Origin of the sequence: Streptomyces rubiginosohelvolus (genome assembly GCF_014649875.1) — a bacterium.
GTDB classification, from domain to species: Bacteria; Actinomycetota; Actinomycetes; order Streptomycetales; family Streptomycetaceae; genus Streptomyces; species Streptomyces rubiginosohelvolus.
This window is the reverse complement of record NZ_BMTW01000012.1, coordinates 35477-54448: the sequence shown is the minus strand read 5'-3', so window position 1 is coordinate 54448 and position 18972 is coordinate 35477. Positions and strand designations below refer to the sequence as shown.

At 70.7% G+C, this 18972-nt stretch carries 17 protein-coding genes and 1 tRNA gene; 9 read left to right on the top strand and 9 right to left on the bottom strand.

Translation table 11 applies throughout. From position 1 onward, the window contains the following. Positions 1-98: 98 nt before the first annotated feature. The 5 genes from IE134_RS24265 to IE134_RS24245 form a co-directional block, all read right to left on the bottom strand. A complete protein-coding gene (locus IE134_RS24265) occupies positions 99-620 on the bottom strand; it encodes a hypothetical protein (protein WP_030710640.1) in 522 nt (173 codons plus the stop codon). 217 nt (positions 621-837) lie between these two features. Then, on the bottom strand, positions 838-1722 hold the full coding sequence (locus IE134_RS24260) for an S-methyl-5'-thioadenosine phosphorylase (protein WP_189431702.1): 885 nt from the start codon (positions 1720-1722) through the stop codon (positions 838-840). Positions 1723-1828: 106 nt separating this feature from the next. Beyond that, positions 1829-2170: an FmdB family zinc ribbon protein gene (locus IE134_RS24255; RefSeq protein WP_030710638.1), complete on the bottom strand. Its 342-nt coding sequence runs from the start codon at positions 2168-2170 to the stop codon at positions 1829-1831. 66 nt (positions 2171-2236) lie between these two features. Beyond that, positions 2237-3517, bottom strand: a complete 1281-nt coding sequence (locus IE134_RS24250; protein ID WP_030710637.1) for an MFS transporter — start codon at positions 3515-3517, stop codon at positions 2237-2239. Positions 3518-3886: 369 nt separating this feature from the next. After that, positions 3887-5473, bottom strand: a complete 1587-nt coding sequence (locus IE134_RS24245; RefSeq protein WP_030710636.1) for a potassium/proton antiporter — start codon at positions 5471-5473, stop codon at positions 3887-3889. A 278-nt stretch (positions 5474-5751) separates the two neighbouring features. On the opposite strand from IE134_RS24245, the gene IE134_RS24240 reads away from it, so the two are divergent. After that, on the top strand, positions 5752-8496 hold the full coding sequence (locus tag IE134_RS24240; protein WP_189431700.1) for a penicillin acylase family protein: 2745 nt from the start codon (positions 5752-5754) through the stop codon (positions 8494-8496). Positions 8497-8499: 3 nt separating this feature from the next. On the opposite strand, the gene IE134_RS24235 is transcribed toward IE134_RS24240, so the two are convergent. Further along, positions 8500-9111, bottom strand: a complete 612-nt coding sequence (locus IE134_RS24235; protein WP_189431698.1) for a 5-formyltetrahydrofolate cyclo-ligase — start codon at positions 9109-9111, stop codon at positions 8500-8502. Positions 9112-9204: 93 nt separating this feature from the next. On the opposite strand from IE134_RS24235, the gene galU reads away from it, so the two are divergent. The 7 genes from galU to IE134_RS24200 all read left to right on the top strand — a co-directional run bounded on the left by galU (position 9205) and on the right by IE134_RS24200 (position 14812). Further along, positions 9205-10107, top strand: coding sequence for a UTP--glucose-1-phosphate uridylyltransferase GalU (galU, locus tag IE134_RS24230; RefSeq protein WP_097985212.1), 903 nt, complete (start codon positions 9205-9207; stop codon positions 10105-10107). A gap of 4 nt (positions 10108-10111) precedes the next feature. Further along, positions 10112-11422: a molybdotransferase-like divisome protein Glp gene (glp, locus tag IE134_RS24225; RefSeq protein ID WP_189431696.1), complete on the top strand. Its 1311-nt coding sequence runs from the start codon at positions 10112-10114 to the stop codon at positions 11420-11422. Between the two features lie 99 nt (positions 11423-11521). Continuing rightward, positions 11522-12031, top strand: coding sequence for a cyclic pyranopterin monophosphate synthase MoaC (moaC, locus tag IE134_RS24220; protein WP_098020236.1), 510 nt, complete (start codon positions 11522-11524; stop codon positions 12029-12031). Next, positions 12028-12603 (top strand): MogA/MoaB family molybdenum cofactor biosynthesis protein, encoded by a 576-nt coding sequence (locus IE134_RS24215; RefSeq protein WP_078614352.1) that lies wholly within the window; start codon positions 12028-12030, stop codon positions 12601-12603. Before moaC ends, IE134_RS24215 begins: the two co-directional genes overlap by 4 nt. A 17-nt stretch (positions 12604-12620) precedes the next feature. Continuing rightward, positions 12621-13250 (top strand): GNAT family N-acetyltransferase, encoded by a 630-nt coding sequence (locus tag IE134_RS24210; protein WP_030710629.1) that lies wholly within the window; start codon positions 12621-12623, stop codon positions 13248-13250. Between the two features lie 157 nt (positions 13251-13407). Beyond that, complete coding sequence (gene sepX, locus IE134_RS24205) at positions 13408-14631, top strand: divisome protein SepX/GlpR (protein WP_189431694.1); 1224 nt, start codon at positions 13408-13410, stop codon at positions 14629-14631. A 107-nt stretch (positions 14632-14738) separates the two neighbouring features. Then, a tRNA-Ala gene (locus tag IE134_RS24200) sits at positions 14739-14812 on the top strand. 253 nt (positions 14813-15065) lie between these two features. On the opposite strand, the gene IE134_RS24195 is transcribed toward IE134_RS24200, so the two are convergent. Together IE134_RS24195 and IE134_RS24190 are read right to left on the bottom strand one after the other, a co-directional pair. Then, the gene (locus tag IE134_RS24195) at positions 15066-16829 is read right to left on the bottom strand and encodes a hypothetical protein (protein WP_189431692.1); all 1764 of its coding nucleotides are present in this window, start codon (positions 16827-16829) and stop codon (positions 15066-15068) included. Further along, on the bottom strand, positions 16826-17806 hold the full coding sequence (locus tag IE134_RS24190) for a hypothetical protein (RefSeq protein WP_189431691.1): 981 nt from the start codon (positions 17804-17806) through the stop codon (positions 16826-16828). Before IE134_RS24190 ends, IE134_RS24195 begins: the two co-directional genes overlap by 4 nt. Between IE134_RS24190 and IE134_RS24185 the strand changes: the two genes are divergently transcribed. Continuing rightward, entirely contained in the window at positions 17789-18151 is a 363-nt protein-coding gene (locus tag IE134_RS24185) for a helix-turn-helix domain-containing protein (protein WP_229823724.1), read from the top strand. The genes IE134_RS24190 and IE134_RS24185 overlap by 18 nt on opposite strands. Positions 18152-18363: 212 nt before the next feature. Here the strand turns inward: IE134_RS24185 and IE134_RS24180 are convergent, their stop codons facing one another. Then, positions 18364-18942, bottom strand: coding sequence for a hypothetical protein (locus IE134_RS24180; protein ID WP_189431689.1), 579 nt, complete (start codon positions 18940-18942; stop codon positions 18364-18366). Positions 18943-18972: the final 30 nt, after the last annotated feature.

Below are 18972 nucleotides of genomic sequence, written 5' to 3'. Positions count from 1 at the left end.
CGCATGGACGGTGAGGGGAGCACACTGCCCCACCACCCAAGGCGGGAGAAGGCGGGACTGTCCAATCCGCCGATTCCCCCAGATGCGGTGACGAGACGTCAGTTCGCATCGGACACCGCCACGGCCAGCCGCCCCGAAGCTCCCGCACCGAGCAGCGCCGTGGCCGTCGGCCGCTCCACGGACAGCACCACCAGCGCCCCGGCCCCCGTGGAGGCGGGAGGCACCTTCGCCACCCGCGCTCCTCGGGCCACCACACGCGCGTCGCCGCCGCCCGCCTCGCTCACCGCGATCACATCGACCCGGTCTCCCGGCCGCAGCAGCCGTACGGTCTCCGGGTCCGCGATCCGGACCGGCGCGGAGACCAGCCGCACCGGCGACCGGACCGCACCCGGCGGATCGTCCGGCGGGCCGGCCCCTCCGTCGGCGCTGCTCAGGCCTGTGGTGGCCAGCGCCGCGCCCGCCAGCGCGAGCCCCGCGGCCGCCGCACGCCGTTGGCGGCGCAGCATCCGCCGCAGCCGGTCCGCGCCACCGCTCCGCACCCGCAGAGGACCGAACGGCCCCACCCCGCACGGGGCGGGCACCGGAGCAGGGCAGGAGGAGGGAGAGGAAGAAGTGGACATGGCACCACCCGGGATCAGTGCGGACGAGCACAAAGGAAATGCGCAAAGGAAATGCGCAAGGGAAAGGGGAGTCCGGTCCGGTGTCACCCGGCCGAACTCCCCTCACTTTCCCCCGTCCGAGCAGATCCCGCTGGGGCCTGTGGACAGTCCCCGAACTGTGGACAACTCCGTCACCCGATCGGTGAGCTCCGCCCTGCCCGAGCGGCAGCCGTACCCGCTACGGCAGTGTGATCCCCGTGTCGATCCCGTCCAGCGCGTGGGCGCATGTGCAGTTGCGGCTCTCGCTCTTCGGCAGCCCCGCCACCGCGTCGAACAGCACCGAGCGCAGCCGGTCCACATTGGCCGCGAACACCTGGAGCACCTCCTCGTGCGAGACGCCCTCGCCGGCCTCGGCCCCCGCGTCCAGGTCGGTCACCAGGGTCATCGCGGTGTAGCAGAGCCCCAGCTCCCGGGCGAGGACGGCCTCGGGGTGCCCCGTCATGCCCACGACGGACCAGCCCATCGCCGCGTGCCAGCGCGACTCCGCGCGGGTCGAGAACCGGGGGCCCTCGACCACCACCAGGGTGCCGCCGTCCACCGGCTCCCAGTCCCGGCCGCGGGCCGCCGTGAGCGCGGCCTTGCGGCCCTCGGGGCAGTACGGGTCGGCGAAGCCCAGGTGGACGACGTTCGGCACGGTCCCGTCGGCCCGGGTCTCACCGTCGTAATAGGTCTGCACGCGGGCCTTCGTGCGGTCCACCAGCTGGTCGGGGACGAGCAGGGTGCCCGGCCCGAACTCCGGCCGCAGCCCGCCCACCGCGCACGGCCCGAGCACCTGCCGGACCCCGACGGAGCGCAGCGCCCACAGGTTGGCCCGGTAGTTGATGCGGTGCGGCGGCAGGTGGTGGCCGCGTCCGTGGCGGGGCAGGAAGGCCACCCGGCGGCCGCCGAGCTCGCCGAGGAAGACCGAGTCGCTCGGCTTGCCGTAGGGGGTGTCCACGGCGACCTCGGTGACGTCCTCCAGGAAGGAGTAGAAGCCCGAGCCGCCGATGACACCGATCTCCGCGGACCCCTCGGCCCCCGCCGTACCCGTACCGGAGTTCGTTTCCGTAAGTGCGTTCACCATGCGGTCACCGTATCCGCAGGGGTGCCGCCCGGGGGAAACGACCGGACCCCGCCGAGGGGTCTCGGCGGGGTCCGGTGAAAGGCGGGTGGTGCGTGCGTACGTGGGCTCAGGCGGCCGACGTACCGCTCGACGAGGCCGACGCGGGGGCCGACGACGAGGAGGAGGCGGACGACGAGGCGCTCGACTTCGTGTCCGAGCCCGTCGACGACGAGGACGAACCCGAGTCGGACGACTTCGAGGCCGTCGACGCCGGCGTGCTGCTCGACGAGGAGCCGCGGCTGTCGTTCCGGTAGAAGCCGGAACCCTTGAAGACGATGCCGACCGCGGAGAACACCTTCTTGAGGCGTCCGTCGCAGCTCGGGCACACGGTCAGGGCATCATCGGTGAACTTCTGCACCGCCTCGAGGCCTTCGCCGCACTCGGTGCACTGGTACTGATAGGTCGGCACTTGCTCCTCCTGGCACTCTCACTCAGTGAGTGCTAACGACGCTCCATACTGACGTATTCCGTCGGATCAGTCCACCGTGACCGGCTCGCGGTGACCGATCCCACGTGCCACCGTGCGTCCCTGGGACCTCGGAGTCAGCCGGGAGCGCAGGGCGAGCAGGGTCACCAGGGCCAGGGCGGTTCCGGCCAGGGGGACCAGGAACCCGGTGCTCGCGCCGTGGGCGTCGGCGAGTCGCCCCGCCACGGTCACGGCCGCCGCCTGGCCGAGCGCCACCGCGCCCGTCAGCCAGGTGAAGGCCTCGGTGCGGGCGGTGGCGGGCACCAGCGCCTCGACCAGGGTGTAGCCGCTGATCAGGGCCGGGGCGATGCAGAGGCCGACCAGCAGGCCGAGCCCGGCGAGCAGCGGCACCGAGTGCACGGCCCACAGGCCGGACGCGGTCAGGGTCAGGGCCACGTACCCGACGATCAGCCGGCGGCGCGGGCTGCTCTTCCAGGCGATGGCGCCGCAGGCGATGCCCGCCAGCATGTTGCCCGCCGCGAAGATCCCGTAGAGGACCCCGTTGACCCCGGGGTGGCCGATCTCCTCGGAGAACGCGGTCAGCGAGACCTGCATCCCGCCGAAGACCGCGCCGATGCCCAGGAAGGTGACGGCCAGGACGCGCACGCCGGGAACGGAGAGCGCCGAGGCGTGCGGCTCGGCCGCGGTGGCCTTGGCGCGCGGGGCGGGCTGGGTGGCGCGCTGCGCCGCGAAGAGGAGGCCGCCGATCAGCGTCAGGGCGGCTTCCGTGATCAGTCCGGCCGCCGGGTGCACGCCGGTGCACAGGGCGGTGGCGATCACGGGGCCCAGGACGAACGTGAACTCGTCCGTCACCGACTCGAACGCGGCCGCGGTGGACATCAGCGGGGAGGCGGGCCGGTCGGGGGTCGCCCCCAGCATCGCCGCCCAGCGGGCGCGCACCATGGGGCCGACCTGCGGGATCGACGCACCGGTCGGCACGGCGGCGGCGAACAGCGCCCACAGGGGCGCGTCCGCCAGCGCCAGTACGGTCAGGGCGCTCACGGAGACGGCGTGGAGCAGGACCCCGGGCACCAGGACGGCACGCTGGCCGAACCGGTCGGCGAGTTTGCCGCTCTGCGGGGCGAACAGCGCCATGGAGACGCCGGAGACCGCCGCGACGGCGCCCGCGCTGCCGTACGAGCCGGTCGTGTGCTGCACGAGGAGGACGATGCCGATGGTGAGCATCGCGAAGGGCTGCCGTGCGGCGAAGCCGGGGAGGAGGAAGGTCCACGCACCGGGGGTGCGCAGCAGTTGCCCGTATCCGGGGCGGTCGGAGACCGTGGTCGCCACGGTCCTTGCCTTTCTGCCGCCTGGTGGCCCTGCTTCCCGGCGCCCTTGTGGGGCGGGCCGGACGGAAGCGGCCGAGAGCTGTCCTCTTCGCGCGGAACTGCGGTAGATGCCGGGTGGCTCGCTGCCATCGGCGAAGAAACGCCGGGCGAAGAGACACCACGACCGCCATACGGTCGCGCCAGCTCTGCATCAGACAGAGTTGGTCGATCAGGTTTGCCTTCATGCTACAGGCAGGAAACCCTGTGCGCCTGTGAATGCGCACAGAGCTTCCGTATCAGCCTGTGATCTACGACGCGTTCGTCGCAGGTCGCCTTCGTCGTCACCCCAAAGGGAGCTCAGTCGTCACCCCTGAAGGGGCTCATGAGGGACTCAGGGACGGGTCTTCGTGCCGCTGCCGCCGCTCCCGTTGACGCCGGTACGGGTGTCGGCACCGGCGCCGCCGAGTTTCTTGGCCAGTTTCATCGCCTGGGGGATGGCCGACCCGCCCTGGGGGCCCGTGGCGCCGGGGGTCCCGGAAGCGGCGGATCCGCCCGTGCCCAGCCAGCCGGCCAGTTTGCCGCCCTCGGCGACCGCCCGCAGGCGTTCCTCCGCCCGGTCGCGCACCGGGTCGGTGGCCACCACCAGGAGCTCGTCCCCGCGGCGCAGCACCGTCGCCGGGGAGGGCACGAAGCTCTGGTTCTCCCGGACCACCAGCGTGACGGCGGCGCCGGCCGGGAGCCGCAGCTCGCCGACCTCGACACCGTGCATCTTCGACTTCGCCGGGACGGCGACGGACAGCAGGTGGCCGCGCAGCCGCTCCAGGGGGGCCGACTCGATGCCCAGGTCGTCGGCCTCGGCCGGGTCCTCGGCGATGTTCAGCTTGTTCGCGACCCAGGGGAGCGTCGGGCCCTGGATCAGGGTGTAGACGATGACCAGGACGAAGACGATGTTGAAGATGCGGGTACTGCCCTGCACCCCGGACACCATCGGAATGGTCGCCAGGATGATGGGCACCGCCCCGCGCAGCCCGGCCCAGGACATCAGGACCTTCTCGCGGCCCGGAATCCGGAACGGCGCGAGACTGAGGAAGACCGACACCGGCCGCGCCACCATGGTCAGCACCAGGCCCACCACGACGGCCGGCCAGAAGTCGTCGACCAGGTCGTGCGGGGTGACCAGCAGGCCGAGCAGCACGAACATGCCGATCTGGGCCAGCCAGCCGAGCCCGTCGGCGAAACCGCGCGTGGCGGGCCAGTGGGGCAGCTTGGAGTTGCCGAGGATCATCGCGGCCAGGTAGACGGCGAGGAATCCGGAGCCGTGGGCCATGGCGCCCGCCGCGTACGCCGAGACCGCGATGGCCATCACGGCGATCGGGTAGAGGCCGGAGGCGGGCAGCGCCACATGCCGCAGCCCCAGGGACCCCAGCCAGCCCACCGTGATGCCGATCGCGGCGCCGATGGCCAGCTCCATCGCGATCTCCGCGACCAGGATGTACCAGTGCTCGACCGGGCCGACCGCGGACAGCGCCACGACCATGATGACGACGGGAGCGTCGTTGAAGCCGGACTCGGCTTCCAGGACACCGGTGATCCGGGGCGGCAGCGGCACCCTGCGCAGCACGGAGAAGACGGCCGCGGCGTCGGTCGAGGAGACGACCGCGCCGATGATCAGCGCCTGACGCCAGTCCAGGCCGACGAGGTAATGCGCGGCGGACGCGGTGATGCCGACGCTGATCGCGACGCCGATGGTGGAGACCACCGCGGCGGCGGGCAGGACGGGTTTGACCTCTTTCCACTTCGCCCCGAGTCCGCCCTCGGCCAGGATGACGACCAGGGCGGCGTAGCCGATCACCTGCGTCAGCTCGGCGTTGTCGAACTTGACGTCGAAGATGCCGTCCTGCCCCAGGGCGATCCCGATGCCGAGATACAGGAGCAGGCTGGGGAGCCCGCTGCGCGAGGAGATCCGTACCGCCGCCACGGCGACGAGCAGGACGAGCGAGCAGACGAGCAGGAGTTCGTTGAGCGCGTGGACAGTCAGGGTCCGTTCCTTCCCTGCGTGCGCCTGCCGGATCGGCCCCCGGCAGCCAGGTACTTCGTTACCTTACCTAATCGTTAACGATTCCTTGACGGCTTCGACCATTCGTACGAGGAAGACGCAAATGGATGCATCCCTATACCGCGTCCGAGTGGCTTCTCCGCTGCGCCTATGGTTGCTCCTGCACTCCCAGGACCACCCTGCCCCCTCGAAGGACAGCGATGCCCGCCAACACAACCGACTCTTCCGGCCCTTCCGACGCGAAGAAGCCCGGCAGGAAGAAGGGGCGGCGCGCCCGCCTGCTCGTGCTCGTCCTGGTGCTGGCGCTCGTCGCGGGTGTCGGGTACGGGGCGTACTGGTCCGTATCCACCGTGCGGGCCTCGTACCCGCAGACCACCGGATCGATAACGCTCGACGGCCTTTCCGGCGACGTCGAGGTCAAACGCGACTCCTACGGGATTCCGCAGATCTACGCGGATTCCGACGCCGACCTCTTCCGCGCCCAAGGCTTCGTCCAGGCCCAGGACCGTTTCTGGGAGATGGACGTCCGACGGCACATGACGTCCGGCCGGCTCTCCGAGATGTTCGGTTCCGGGCAGGTGGAGACCGACGCCTTCCTCCGTACGCTCGGCTGGCGGCAGGTCGCGCAGGACGAGTACGACAAGGTGCTCGACGAGAGCACCAAGAAGAACCTCCAGTCGTACGCGGAGGGCGTCAACGCGTATCTGAAGGGCAAGGAAGGCCGGGACATCTCGGTCGAGTACGCGGCGCTGGGCCTGACCAACGACTACAAGCCCGGCGAGTGGACCCCGGTCGACTCGGTGGCCTGGCTCAAGGCGATGGCCTGGGACCTGCGCGGCAACATGCAGGACGAGATCGACCGTTCGCTGCTGACCAGCCGCCTCGACCAGGACCAGATCGAGGACCTCTACCCCGGTTACCCGTACAAGCAGAACAAGCCGATCGTCGAGCAGGGTGCGATCTCGCCCGTCACCGGGAAGTTCGACCCCGAGGCGACCCCGTCGGACTCCGTCGGCTCGACGACCCCTCAGGGCGCCGGCGAGGGATTGAACACCCAGCTCTCCGCGCTCTCCGACACCCTCGACGAGATCCCGGCGCTGCTTGGCCCGAACGGCAACGGCATCGGCTCCAACTCCTGGGTCGTCAGCGGGGACCACACCACGTCCGGCAAGGCGCTGCTCGCGAACGACCCGCACCTCGCGCCGATGCTGCCCTCCCTCTGGTACCAGATGGGTCTGCACTGCCGGAAGCTCTCGGCGAGCTGCCAGTACGACACGGCCGGCTACACCTTCTCCGGCATGCCCGGTGTGATCATCGGTCACAACCAGGACATCGCCTGGGGCCTGACCAACCTGGGCGCCGACGTCACCGACCTCTTCCTGGAGAAGGTCTCCGACGACGGCTACCTGTACGACGGCGAGACCAAGCCGTTCAAGACCCGCGAGGAGACCATCAAGGTCGCGGGCGGCCGGGACCGGACGATCACCGTCCGCGAGACGAACAACGGCCCTCTGGTCTCCGACCGCAGCAAGGAACTGGACAAGGTCGGCCAGAAGGCCCCCGTCAGCAACGCGGCCCCCGACCGGGCCGACGGGTACGCGGTGGCGCTGAAGTGGACCGCGCTGGACCCGGGCAAGTCGATGGACGCCGTCTTCGCGCTCAACCGGGCCAAGGACTTCACGACCTTCCGGGCGGCCGCCCAGAACTTCGAGGTCCCCTCGCAGAACCTCATCTACGCCGACACCGAGGGCAACATCGGCTACCAGGCCCCCGGAAAGATCCCGGTCCGCTCCGCGGGCTTCGACGGTACGGCCCCGGCGCCGGGCTGGGACCCGAAGTACGCGTGGAAGGACTACATCCCCTTCGACGAGCTGCCCTACGAGTACAACCCGGACCGCGGCTACATCGTCACCGCCAACCAGGCCGTCATCGACGAGAAGAAGTACCCGTACCTCCTGACCAAGGACTGGGGCTACGGCGCCCGCAGCCAGCGGATCAACGACCTCCTCGCCCAGAAGATCAAGGGCGGCGAGAAGGTCTCGACCGATGACATGCAGAAGCTGCAGATGGACAACTTCAGCGAGATCGCCGCGCTGCTGGTGCCCGAGCTGAAGAAGATCAACATCCCCGACCCGAGCGTCCGCGAGGCCCAGAAGCTGCTGGATGGCTGGGACTACACCCAGGAGCCCGACTCGGCAGCGGCCGCGTACTTCAACGGCGTCTGGCGCAACATCCTGAAGCTCGCCTTCGGCAACAAGCTGCCCAAGGAGATGCGGGTCAAGGGTGACTGCCTCAACGTGCCGCCGGCCAAGAACAGCGGCCCGGCCGATGCGCAGAAGAAGCTCGTCCGCGAGTGCGGCCAGCGTGACGGCGACACCGCGCAGCCGGACGGCGGCGACCGCTGGTTCCAGGTGGTCGGCAACATCATGGACGACCCCGACAACGAGTGGTGGAAGGCGCCCGCCCGGGGCCGCGAGGACGCCCTGGAGAACCGGGACGACCTGTTCGCCCGGGCCATGGAGGACGCCCGCTGGGAGCTGACCTCCAAGCTCGGCAAGAACATCTCCACCTGGAGCTGGGGCCGGCTGCACCGGCTCACGCTGAAGAACCAGACGCTCGGCACCGAGGGCCCCGGCCTGCTCCAGCGGGCGCTCAACCGCGGCCCCTGGAACCTCGGCGGCGGCGAGGCGGCGGTCAACGCCACCGGCTGGAACGCGGCGAGCGGCTACGAGGTCGTCTGGGTGCCGTCGATGCGCATGGTCGTCAACGTGGGGGACTGGGACAAGTCCCGCTGGATCAACCTCAGCGGCGCCTCCGGGCACGCGTTCAACGCGCACTACACCGACCAGACCGACAAGTGGGTCGACGGCGAACTGCTCGACTGGTCCTTCGGGGCCGAAGCGGTCGGCGCGTCCACCGTCGACACGCTGACGCTGAAACCGTAGGCCCTACAGAGGGTTCACGAAGCGCCGCGCTCCGGCCGGTGTGACGACGGCGTCCACGGGGTGGTCGTGCGGTTCCACAGGGACCCGCGCGACCACCTCGTTCTCGTACAGGAGCACGACGAGCGACGGGTGTGCCCCGGCGGCCGTCAGCCGGGCCAGCGCCCGGTCGTAGCTGCCGCCGCCCCGCCCCAGCCGCATCCCGGACCCGTCCACCGCCAGGCCGGGCAGCAGCACCGCGTCGGCGGCGAGAACGGAGTCGGGACCCAGACGCGGTCCGTCCGGCTCCAGGAGGCCCCGCCCGGCCGGGAGCAGGTGCGCCGGGCCCTCGTAGGCCGCCCAGTCCAGGTCGTTGTCGGCCAGGAGGACCGGCAGCAGCACCCGCACGCCGCGGCCGCGCAGCGCCTCCAGGAGAGCGCGGGTGCCCGGTTCGCGGCCCACGGAGACATACGCGGCGACCGTACGGGCGTCGGCCAGTTCGGGGAGGTGCAACGCCGCCTCGGCGAGAACCGCGGCGGCCCGGAGCGCGTCCTCCTTCGTCAGGAGGGCCCGTGCGGCGAGCAGTTCGCGCCGCAGGGAACCCTTCTCGGACGCCTTTCCGGACTTGTCGGTGTTCATTGGTTACTCGCACGATTCTCGTATGGGCATATTTAAGGACGAAGTTAACCGGAATATCAGCTTCCGGACGTGTGCACCCGTTAAGGTCGGCACATGACTCAGTCGCCCTCCAGGATCAGCAAGGCCGTCATCCCGGCAGCAGGTCTCGGCACCCGGTTCCTGCCCGCCACGAAGGCCACTCCGAAAGAGATGCTGCCTGTCGTCGACAAGCCGGCCATCCAGTATGTCGTCGAAGAAGCCGTGGCAGCCGGTCTCTCCGACGTACTGATGATCACCGGTCGCAACAAGCGTCCCCTGGAGGACCACTTCGACCGCAACTACGAGCTGGAGTCCGCGCTCACCCGCAAGGGCGACGCCGAACGCCTGTCCAAGGTCCAGGAGTCCAGCGACCTCGCCACCATGCACTACGTGCGCCAGGGCGACCCCCGCGGCCTCGGGCACGCCGTGCTGTGCGCCGCCCCGCACGTGGGCGACCAGCCCTTCGCGGTGCTGCTCGGCGACGACCTGATCGACCCGCGCGACGCGTTGCTGGCCCGGATGGTCGAGGTCCAGGAGCGTGAGGGCGGCAGCGTCATCGCGCTGATGGAGGTCGACCCCTCGCAGGTCCACCTCTACGGCTGCGCCGCCGCGGACGCCACCGTCGACGGCGACGTGGTCCGCATCACCGACCTGGTCGAGAAGCCGGACCCGGCCGACGCCCCCAGCAACCTCGCCATCATCGGCCGGTACGTCCTGGACCCCGCGGTCTTCGGCATACTGCGACACACCGAGCCGGGCCGCGGCGGCGAGATCCAGCTCACCGACGCGCTCCAGCTGCTCGCCGCCGACGAGAAGATCGGTGGCCCCGTGCACGGCGTCGTCTTCAAGGGCCGCCGCTATGACACCGGCGACCGCAGCGACTATCTGCGCGCCATTGTCAGACTGGCGTGCGAACGTGAAGACCTGGGGCCGGACTTCCGGACCTGGCTGCGCAAGTACGTCGCTGAGGAGATGTAACCCCGTGAGCAGCACGATCTGGTCGGTCGACGAGCATCTGGACGACATCCTCGACTCGGTGAGGCCGCTGGAGCCCATCGAGCTGCAGCTGCCCGACGCCCAGGGGTGCGTCCTCGTCAAGGACGTCGTCGTGCAGGTGGCCCTGCCGCCCTTCGACAACAGCTCCATGGACGGTTACGCGGTCCGCGTCGCCGATGTCGAGGGCGCGAGCGAGGAGTTCCCCGCGGTCCTCACCGTCATCGGGGACGTCGCCGCGGGCAGCGCGGGGCTCGCCGACGACCAGGTCGTGGGACCGGGACAGGCCGCCCGCATCATGACGGGCGCCCCGTTGCCCGCCGGTGCGGAGGCCGTGGTCCCGGTCGAGTGGACGGACGGCGGTACGGGCGAGGGCCCCGCCGAGGGGATGCGCGCCCACGCCGACGCGCCGGAGGGCGCCACCGGCGAGGTCCGCGTCCACCGTCCGGTCACGGCCGGCGCGCATGTGCGCGAGCGCGGCAGCGACGTCCAGCCGGGCGAGCTGGCCCTGGCCGCCGGATCGGTCGTCGGCCCGCCGCAGATCGGACTGCTCGCGGCGATCGGCTGCTCCACCGTGGTCGTACGGCCCCGCCCCCGCGTGGTCGTCCTGTCCACCGGCAGCGAACTGATCCAGCCCGGCGAGGGGCTGACGGGCGGCCAGATCTACGACTCCAACAGCTTCGCGCTGACCGCAGCCGCCCGGGACGCCGGAGCCATCGCCTACCGGGTCGGCGCGGTCGCCGACGACGCCGAGACACTGCGCGCCACCATCGAGGACCAGCTGATCCGCGCGGACATCGTCGTCACCACGGGTGGCGTCAGCGTCGGCGCGTACGACGTCGTCAAGGAGGCGCTGTCCTCCGTCGGCGACGCGGACGAGCCGGGCAGCGGGGTCGAGTTCCGCAAGCTCGCCATGCAGCCGGGCAAGCCCCAGGGCTTCGGCTCGATCGGCCCGGACCACACCCCGCTGCTGGCCCTGCCGGGCAATCCGGTCTCCGCCTACGTCTCCTTCGAGCTGTTCGTCCGCCCCGCCATCCGGGCCCTGATGGGCCTGCCCGATGTGCACCGCCCCACGGCCCGCGCCGAGCTGCGCGCCGACAAGGCGCTCACCTCGCCGGCCGGCCGCCGCCAGTTCCTGCGCGGCCGTTACGACGCGGAGGCGGGCACGGTCACCCCGGTCGGCGGTTCCGGCTCGCATCTGATCGCCGCGCTGGCCCAGGCCGACGCGCTGATCGTGGTGCCCGAGGACGTCACCTCGGTCGAGCCCGGCACGGAGACGGCCGTGGTCCTGCTCCGCTGACCACCGCCCGGTGGCGGTACGGTATCTGCCGCCGTGCCTTCCGGGGGACCCCCTCCGGGTCCGAGGCCCATCGGTGCCCCTACCGCTAGGCGGAGTGAGTTGAGTACGCAGAACAGGCTGACGCACATCGACGAGGCGGGCGCGGCCCGCATGGTCGACGTGTCGGCGAAGGACGTCACCACCCGCGTCGCCCGCGCATCCGGCCGGGTGCTCGTCGCGCCGCGCGTGATCGAGCTGCTGCGCGGCGAAGGAGTCCCCAAGGGTGACGCCCTCGCCACCGCCCGGATCGCCGGGATCATGGGGGCCAAGCGCACCCCGGACCTGATCCCGCTCTGCCACCCGCTGGCCGTCTCGGGTGTGAAGGTCGACCTGAGCGTGGCCGACGACGCGGTGGAGATCACGGCCACCGTGAAGACGACGGACCGCACGGGCGTCGAGATGGAGGCCCTGACGGCGGTGTCGGTGGCGGCCCTGACCGTCGTCGACATGATCAAGGCGGTCGACAAGAGCGCGGTGATCACCGACGTACGGGTCGAGGCGAAGTCGGGCGGCAAGTCCGGCGACTACCGGCGCACCACGCCGGCGGAACCGGCGGGACCGGAAGCGTGACGCCGCCCGAGCCGACCGGAGCCGCCGGCCACGAGCAGCCGGCAGGGGGGCCCGAGCCCACCGGAGCCGCGTCGCCCTCCCCGTACGCCGCCCTCGTCGTCACCGCCTCCAACCGGGCCTCCGCCGGCGTGTACGCGGACAAGGGCGGCCCGTTGATCGCCGAGGCGCTGACCGGCCTCGGCTTCACGGTCGACGGCCCGCAGGTCGTCCCCGACGGCGACCCGGTCGAGGCGGCTCTGCGCGCGGGCGTCGCCGCCGGGTACGACGTGATCGTCACCACCGGCGGTACGGGCATCTCGCCCACCGACGCCACCCCCGAGGCCACCCGCCGTGTCCTCGACCACGAGATCCCCGGCATCCCGGAGGCGATCCGGGCCGAGGGCCTCGCCAAGGTCCCGACCGCCGCCCTCTCCCGGGGCCTCGCGGGCGTCGCGTCCCGCACCCTGATCGTCAACCTCCCCGGCTCCACCGGCGGGGTGAAGGACGGGCTCGCCGTCCTCGGCCGGCTCCTGGTGCACGCCGTCGACCAGCTCCGCGGCGGCGACCACCCCCGACCGGGGAGCCCGAGCTGAACATCGCGACCTGGCCGGTGACGCTGACCGACGGCGAGATCGTCCTGCGTCCGATAAAGATGCGCGACCAGCGGGTCTGGCGTGAGGTCAACCGGCGCAACCGCGACTGGCTGCGCCCCTGGGAGGCGACCGTCCCGCCGCCCGCCCCCGGCGGCCCGATCGCGCAGCGCCCCACGTACCGGCAGATGGTCCGCCACCTGCGCGCCGAGGCGAACGCGGGGCGGATGCTGCCGTTCGCCATCGAGTACGAGGGCCGGCTGGTCGGCCAGCTCACGGTCGCGGGGATCACCTGGGGCTCGATGTGTTCCGGTCATATCGGCTACTGGGTCGACCGGAGCGTCGCCGGCCGCGGAGTCATGCCGACGGCGGTGGCGCTCGCGGTGGACCACTGCTTCCGCACGGTGGGCCTGCACCGGATCGAGGTCTGCATTCGCCCGGAGAACGCGCCCAGCCGCCGGGTGGTGGAGAAACTCGGATTCCGTTCGGAGGGCGTGCGCCCGCGCTATCTCCACATCGACGGCGCCTGGCGCGACCACCTGATCTTCGCGCTCACCGCCGAGGAAGTGCCCGAGGGGATGCTCCGGCGCTGGCGCCGGTCACGGCCGGTGACGCCGGGACGGCCCGGGCCGACCGAGGAAATAAAATAAGTGTTCGAATTTGATCGCCGGATGACCGCACGGGATAGGGCTATCGGCGTCTGTTGATCCGAACAATCACAAAAAAAGTCCGTGATATCAGCCGGATCGTGCGACACACCGGGCCAATTGGCGGATCCTTCCGCGCAAACCCCTCTACGGTGTGAGCGTGAGCAGCAGCGGCCTCATCTACGCAGTCATCGTCGGGGCCTGGGCCGCCTACTTGGTGCCGATGTGGCTCCGCAGGCAGGACGAGCTCAACGAAGCCCGTCCGACGGAACGCTTCAGCACCGCCATCCGGCTGCTGTCCGGCCGGGCGGCGATGGAGCGCCGTTACGCCAAGGAGCTGCGGGAGCGCACTGCCGAGGAGGCGGGCCACGAGGTCGACCCGGACCGGGAAACGGACCGTATGGAATCCGTGGACGTCCGGGCCTTTGCCGCGCCTCCGGCGCACACGGAAGCCCGGCTGAGCGACCCGGCGCACGCGCCCGAGCGCGCCCCGGGCCACCAGGCATCCGACCGCCCGGCGCACGACCGGCTTCCGCAGCAGTCCCCGGACCGTCAGCACCCGGACCGCCTGGCGCACGAACGCCGGCCCGGCGAGCGCCCCGGGGAGCACGTGCCCCCCGCCCGGCGACGCCCGCGCTCCGGTGCGGCCGACGCAGAGCGGGCCCGGCGCGCCCAGCGCTCCCAGGTCCTGGCGCGGCGCAGGCGGACCACCGTCGTCCTCTTCCTGGCCTTCACCCTCGGCGCGATCGTCGCGGCGGTCGGCGGCCTCGGCTTCCTCTGGGCCCCCGCGGTGCCGGCCGTGCTGCTGAGCACGTACATCGTGCATCTGCGCGCCCAGGAACGCCGCCGGTTCGCCTTCACGATGGACCGCCGCCGGGCCGAGGACGCGGCGCAGCGGCTGCGGGAGAACCGCCCGCGCCGGAACCAGCCCGCGGCCTCCGACTCCGCCGAGCCGGACGACGACTCCGAAGCGCACCACGCGGAGCCGGAACTCACTCCCACGGTCTCCCCCCAGGAGGCCGGCCGCCGCGCCCTCGTCGAGCAGACGGACCACGCGGAGTGGGTGGACCAGCAGCGCGAACGCGGCCGCGCCCAGGGCGACAGCTGGGAGCCCGTTCCCGTACCGCTGCCCACCTATGTCACCGCGCCCGTCGCCCCCCGGGCCACGGGCGGGGTGGAGGTCGGCGACCCGGAGACCTGGAGCGCGGCCCGCTCCAGCACCGCCGAGCCCACCCAGACGGGCACGTCGCACCCGACGGCCCCGGCGGTCGACCCGGCCCCGCGCCAGCGCACGAACCAGTCCCGCCGCAACCGCGACCGGGGCCGGACCCCGCTCTTCGACCAGTACGACGACGAGGACCGGCCGCGCGCGGCCAATGAGTGAGGCCCCCGGGGACACCCGGGGGCAGCGGGAAACCCGACACCGCTGACCAGCGGAGGAACGGATTTCCAAGCACCCCTGTGAGGGTGCTAGAGTTTCACACGTCGCAAGGGCCTGTGGCGCAGTCTGGTAGCGCACCTCGTTCGCATCGAGGGGGTCTGGGGTTCAAATCCCCACAGGTCCACAAAGGGCCGTTCACGAGTTAGCTCGTGAAGGGTTCACGAGATCCCGTCCAGTTACTTCAACTGGGCGGGATTTCGTGGTTCTCAGGCTTGGTACGACGCGGATGCCGCTCGGGGAAGCCCGGTCCGGCGCCGTGGGCACGGTGAGCGGAGCTGGCTGTGGTGGTGCGGGCATGGCGAAGCGGCCGCAGGACTCGGGTGGTCCTGCGGCGCGCTGACAGCTGTGTGGTTGCGCCTGCTCCGACGAAGCCGCTTCTACGATTCGGGCGGCGGGACGGAGTTGTCTCCTCCCGCTTCCTCGACAGGGTCCTCGTACGGGTCCGGGGTCTCGGGAATGTGGCCGAGGGTGTAGTTCTCTTCTTTCCACAGGCGCTGGTCGCGCAGGAAGGACTCGATGGTCCTCAGGTTCTCGACCATGAGCTGAATGGCGCTGAGCAGTGTCTGGGCGACGCGGCCCCGGCTCTGCCGCTTTTCGCGGGAGTGCAGAAAGGTGTCGACGTTCTTGGCGCGGCCGTTGAGTCCTTCGATGTGGCTGCGCAGGCTGCGGTAGGCACGCTGCCAGGCCTCTCGACCCCAGGGCAGGTCCTGCCGGAGCTTGGGCATGATGTCGACCGGCACGGTGATCGTGGACTGCTGGCAGATGGCCGGACGCTGGTGGGCGGGGCGTTCCGGTGGGCGCACGGTCGGTTTCGCGTCCGGATGGGCCTGTCTGGCGCGGCGGTTGGTCAGATCGATCGTGTGGGGCCGGCCTCGGACGGGGCGGCGTGCTGTGTGGCCTCGGCGCCGGTGGGCGCCGGAGGCGTCGCGTTCCTGGGCCCAGGGGCAGGTGACGCGGGGGCTGGTGCCGGCGGCGGGGCACTGGCGGCGTTCCAGACCGCGGTGGTCGGCGGCCTGTTTCAGCGGGAGGACGTAGGAGTCTGCCTCCAGCATCTCGGGCAGGAGTTCCTCGCGGGTCTTGCTCTGCTTGGCGGCGGCCATGCGGTGATAGGTTTCGATGATCCGTTGGGGGGTGTGGGGACAGAGGAGGTCGCCCGCGATGGCGAGGGTGCCTTCGACGGCGTTCTTGTCCTTGCGGACCATGGTGGTCTTGTAGTCGAGAACGGGTTTGTAGCCGACCGCACGTACGGGGTCGTGAAAGTTTTCGACCTTGGCGCCGGAGTAGGCGAGGTCCCCGGCCAGGTACCCCTGGATGGGCCACAGACGCTTGACGATCTGGAGCAGGCGCACGGCCTGGGGGCCGATCTGCTTGCCGGGTGTGTGCACGGACATGCCCATGCACAGCTGGGGATAGCGGCCGGCGCGGGACGCATCGGCATGTCCGGCGACCAGCAGCGTGGCGCTGTAGCCGAAGGTCTTGTGGCCGCCGCCGGAAACGTGCACGCCCGCACTCACTTCGAGCGAGGCGCGGCGCTTCGTGCTGTGGCGGGCCCAGGTGGGAAGGGCGGTGGCGTCCACCGACAGGTCGCCGGCCCAGTCGTCCATCAGCCCGCGGGCAACCGCGGTGCGTACGGGTGTGAGCACCAACTTGTTGGCGATCCGCGACAGGGCCGGCGTCGAGTCGTGGTGTGTCCGGTGCAGCCAGGCGCGCCGATAGGTGACGGCCTGATTGCGTGGCATACGGGTCCGGCGGTCGTAGCGGGCCGGGTCAAGCACCGTCGTGATGCGCGACCAGGCATCGTAGAAGCGCTTGGCCGACGCACGCGTCGCCTCGACGTCCGTACGGTCGACTTCCGTCAGCCCGAAGTACTTGAGCCAGGGCTTGCGCAGGCGGAACTGCACGCACTCCCAGGCGTCGTCCACGTTGGTGCTACGCAACTCCCGTGCCGCCAGCACCATACCGACCAGTACGGTCTCCGACCGGAGGCCGCGAGGGCCGGGGCGGCGGGCCTCCAGCACCGTGAGTTCGTCCAGGACTCCGCTGGCCCGGACGAGATCGACGACCTGCCGCACGAGGCGGTCGTTCAGCTGGGAAGGGTGCGGTGAGGGGGCGGGCCGGTGCTGCCCGCTGCGGGCCCTCATGCCCAGCCGCGCAGCATACGTACGGCGGCGTCGTGCGAGATCGCCGGTACCCAGGCCATGTAGGGGGCGAGCGCGGCGGTCGTCTTCATTCCTGCCGCGCGGGCCACCAGGTCGGCCGGGACACGGTCTCGCAACAGCGACACGATCCACGTGGCGCGCAGGCGCCGGGTGTCCAGGGCTGGGACCTTCGGATCGCCGGGCTTGGTGCGTTTGACCCAGTTGCTGATGGCGTTCTTTGGGTAAAGGACTTGGCGGTCGGGCGCGTACAGGTAGTTGTCCCCGGCGGCCTGGGCGAGGTTGGCGAGGGTCTTCTCCCACAGCGAGCGGCACACGATGAGCCGGTCGGTCTCCGGGACGTGGACGACGACGGCGTCGCTGGGCAAAACGTGGATGTCGGTGCCGCGCACGGTGAGCATCTCCTTGGGCGGCAGGCCGCAGCCGGCGCCGAGCGCCAGCAGTGCCTTGCCATTGCCCTGGCCGGTGGGGGTCGGCGGAAGGTTGTTGGACCAGACGTCCAGACGGGTCAGGTCGCTGGTGCCGTAGGGCTCGGCGCGGGAGCGGTCACCACTCAGGTGAGGACGGGGCGCTTCGCCGCGCTCGACCCAGATGAGGGTCTCCCGGACGCGGGCCAGGATCGAGGCGTAGGTCTGCGTGCTGTTTGGGGCGATGTCTGTATTCAGCAGGAGCGAGCGGGTGATGGTGCCTTGTTCCAGCCAGACAGCCGGATCGCGTGCCAGTCCTGCGCGCTCGGCGCTGACGGCAAGGGTCGCCATGACGCCCAGCACCGTGGTGAGCCGGTAGGGAACGTGGTCGGCGACGGTGGCGACGACCATACGCACCCCGTCGGCCACCGCCTCCCACTCGGGAGGAGCGTCCTTGGGGCGGTACCGCAGGATTGCCTGACTCATCTCGGTCTCCAGCGCGATGCACCACGAATACCGGCTGAACAAATAGCCGCTTTGTTCGACATAGTGCACATCAACCTGGAGGAGCGCATCTCGATGCCCGGTGGCACCCAGCGCAGTACGACGCCGAGGGACCTTGCCGAGGACCCGGACGCGTGGCCCCACGCGATCATGACCGGTCACCCTCAAGCTCGGGTCGTCCAGGCGCTCGCGCGCGCCCTCGGGGAGAGGCTGAAGGAGCGAGGGCTGAGCCTGCGGCAGGCCGCCACCCTTACCGGGGTCAACCGGCAGGCGATCGTCAATCTGCTCAACGGGATCAGCTGGCCCGACGTGGTCACCGTGAGCCTGCTGGAGGACGGTCTCGACGTCGCATTGTGGCCGGGGGCTGCGAGCCCTGCCTCGGAGAAATGCGGATGAGTTCGGTGGATAAACCGGCACGAAAGCCTACTTTCCATGCCATCGATGAGCGGAATGGCATACAGAACTAGGCCACGCGCCTCCCAGCGGACGTGCCGTCGACTAGGCTGGGATGCACGTGAACCATGATCAGGGGCACGTATCGGTGCCGCCGGATTGCCCTCCGGCGGCACCACCCCTCTCACACAACTGATCAGAGGCGCATATCTAGGTCAGGCAGCCTCAGCTTTCTGCGCTGTCGGTAGGTCCCGGGCCACGGCGTAGGTGGCGGCGGCGACCTTCTCCACACGCCCCTTGCCGACCAGCCGGTTGAGCGCGGTGCGCACGTCTTCGCTGGGGCGTTTGGAGTTTCCTAGCTTCTCCGTGCGCCCCCTGGCCCGCAGAATGACGATGGCTTCGACCACCTCATCGACATGCATGGCGCGATCGGAGGTGGCGAGAATCGTCATGACGAAGTCCTGCAGGCTGTTGGACTCGTCGTCCTGGAGCTCGTCCAGAGAAGCCGTGGCAGAACTCTGCGGCGGCATGGGCGGCTCTTCCTCTGAGCTCTCCGGCGCGTCCGCCCCGGGCGCAGGAATGCGGTCCTCGACGAACTGGTACATCGTCTCCGCCTGCTCCAAGCCTTGTTCCTCGCCCGCGAGCCGGTCCTGAAGTTCGCTGACGCGGTTGAGGGCCTGGGAGAGCTCGTCGCGCAGTGCCGCACAGTCAGCACGCCGTTCGTCCCGGTCCTGGCGGATCAGAGCCAGTGCGTCAAGGAGCAGGTCGGAGCGCCTACTCGCTCCGTGCGCCATGTGGCCTCCCGTGTCTGACGTTGCCTACAG

Excerpts from the sequence above, each read along its gene's own strand:
- IE134_RS24265 (WP_030710640.1), bottom strand. The coding sequence starts at position 620 with ATGTCCACTTCTTCCTCTCCCTCCTCCTGCCCTGCTCCGGTGCCCGCC.
- IE134_RS24180 (WP_189431689.1), bottom strand. The coding sequence starts at position 18,942 with ATGGCGCACGGAGCGAGTAGGCGCTCCGACCTGCTCCTTGACGCACTG.
- IE134_RS24260 (WP_189431702.1), bottom strand. The coding sequence starts at position 1,722 with ATGGTGAACGCACTTACGGAAACGAACTCCGGTACGGGTACGGCGGGG.
- IE134_RS24195 (WP_189431692.1), bottom strand. The coding sequence starts at position 16,829 with ATGAGGGCCCGCAGCGGGCAGCACCGGCCCGCCCCCTCACCGCACCCT.
- IE134_RS24235 (WP_189431698.1), bottom strand. The coding sequence starts at position 9,111 with ATGAACACCGACAAGTCCGGAAAGGCGTCCGAGAAGGGTTCCCTGCGG.
- galU (WP_097985212.1), top strand. The coding sequence starts at position 9,205 with ATGACTCAGTCGCCCTCCAGGATCAGCAAGGCCGTCATCCCGGCAGCA.
- IE134_RS24240 (WP_189431700.1), top strand. The coding sequence starts at position 5,752 with ATGCCCGCCAACACAACCGACTCTTCCGGCCCTTCCGACGCGAAGAAG.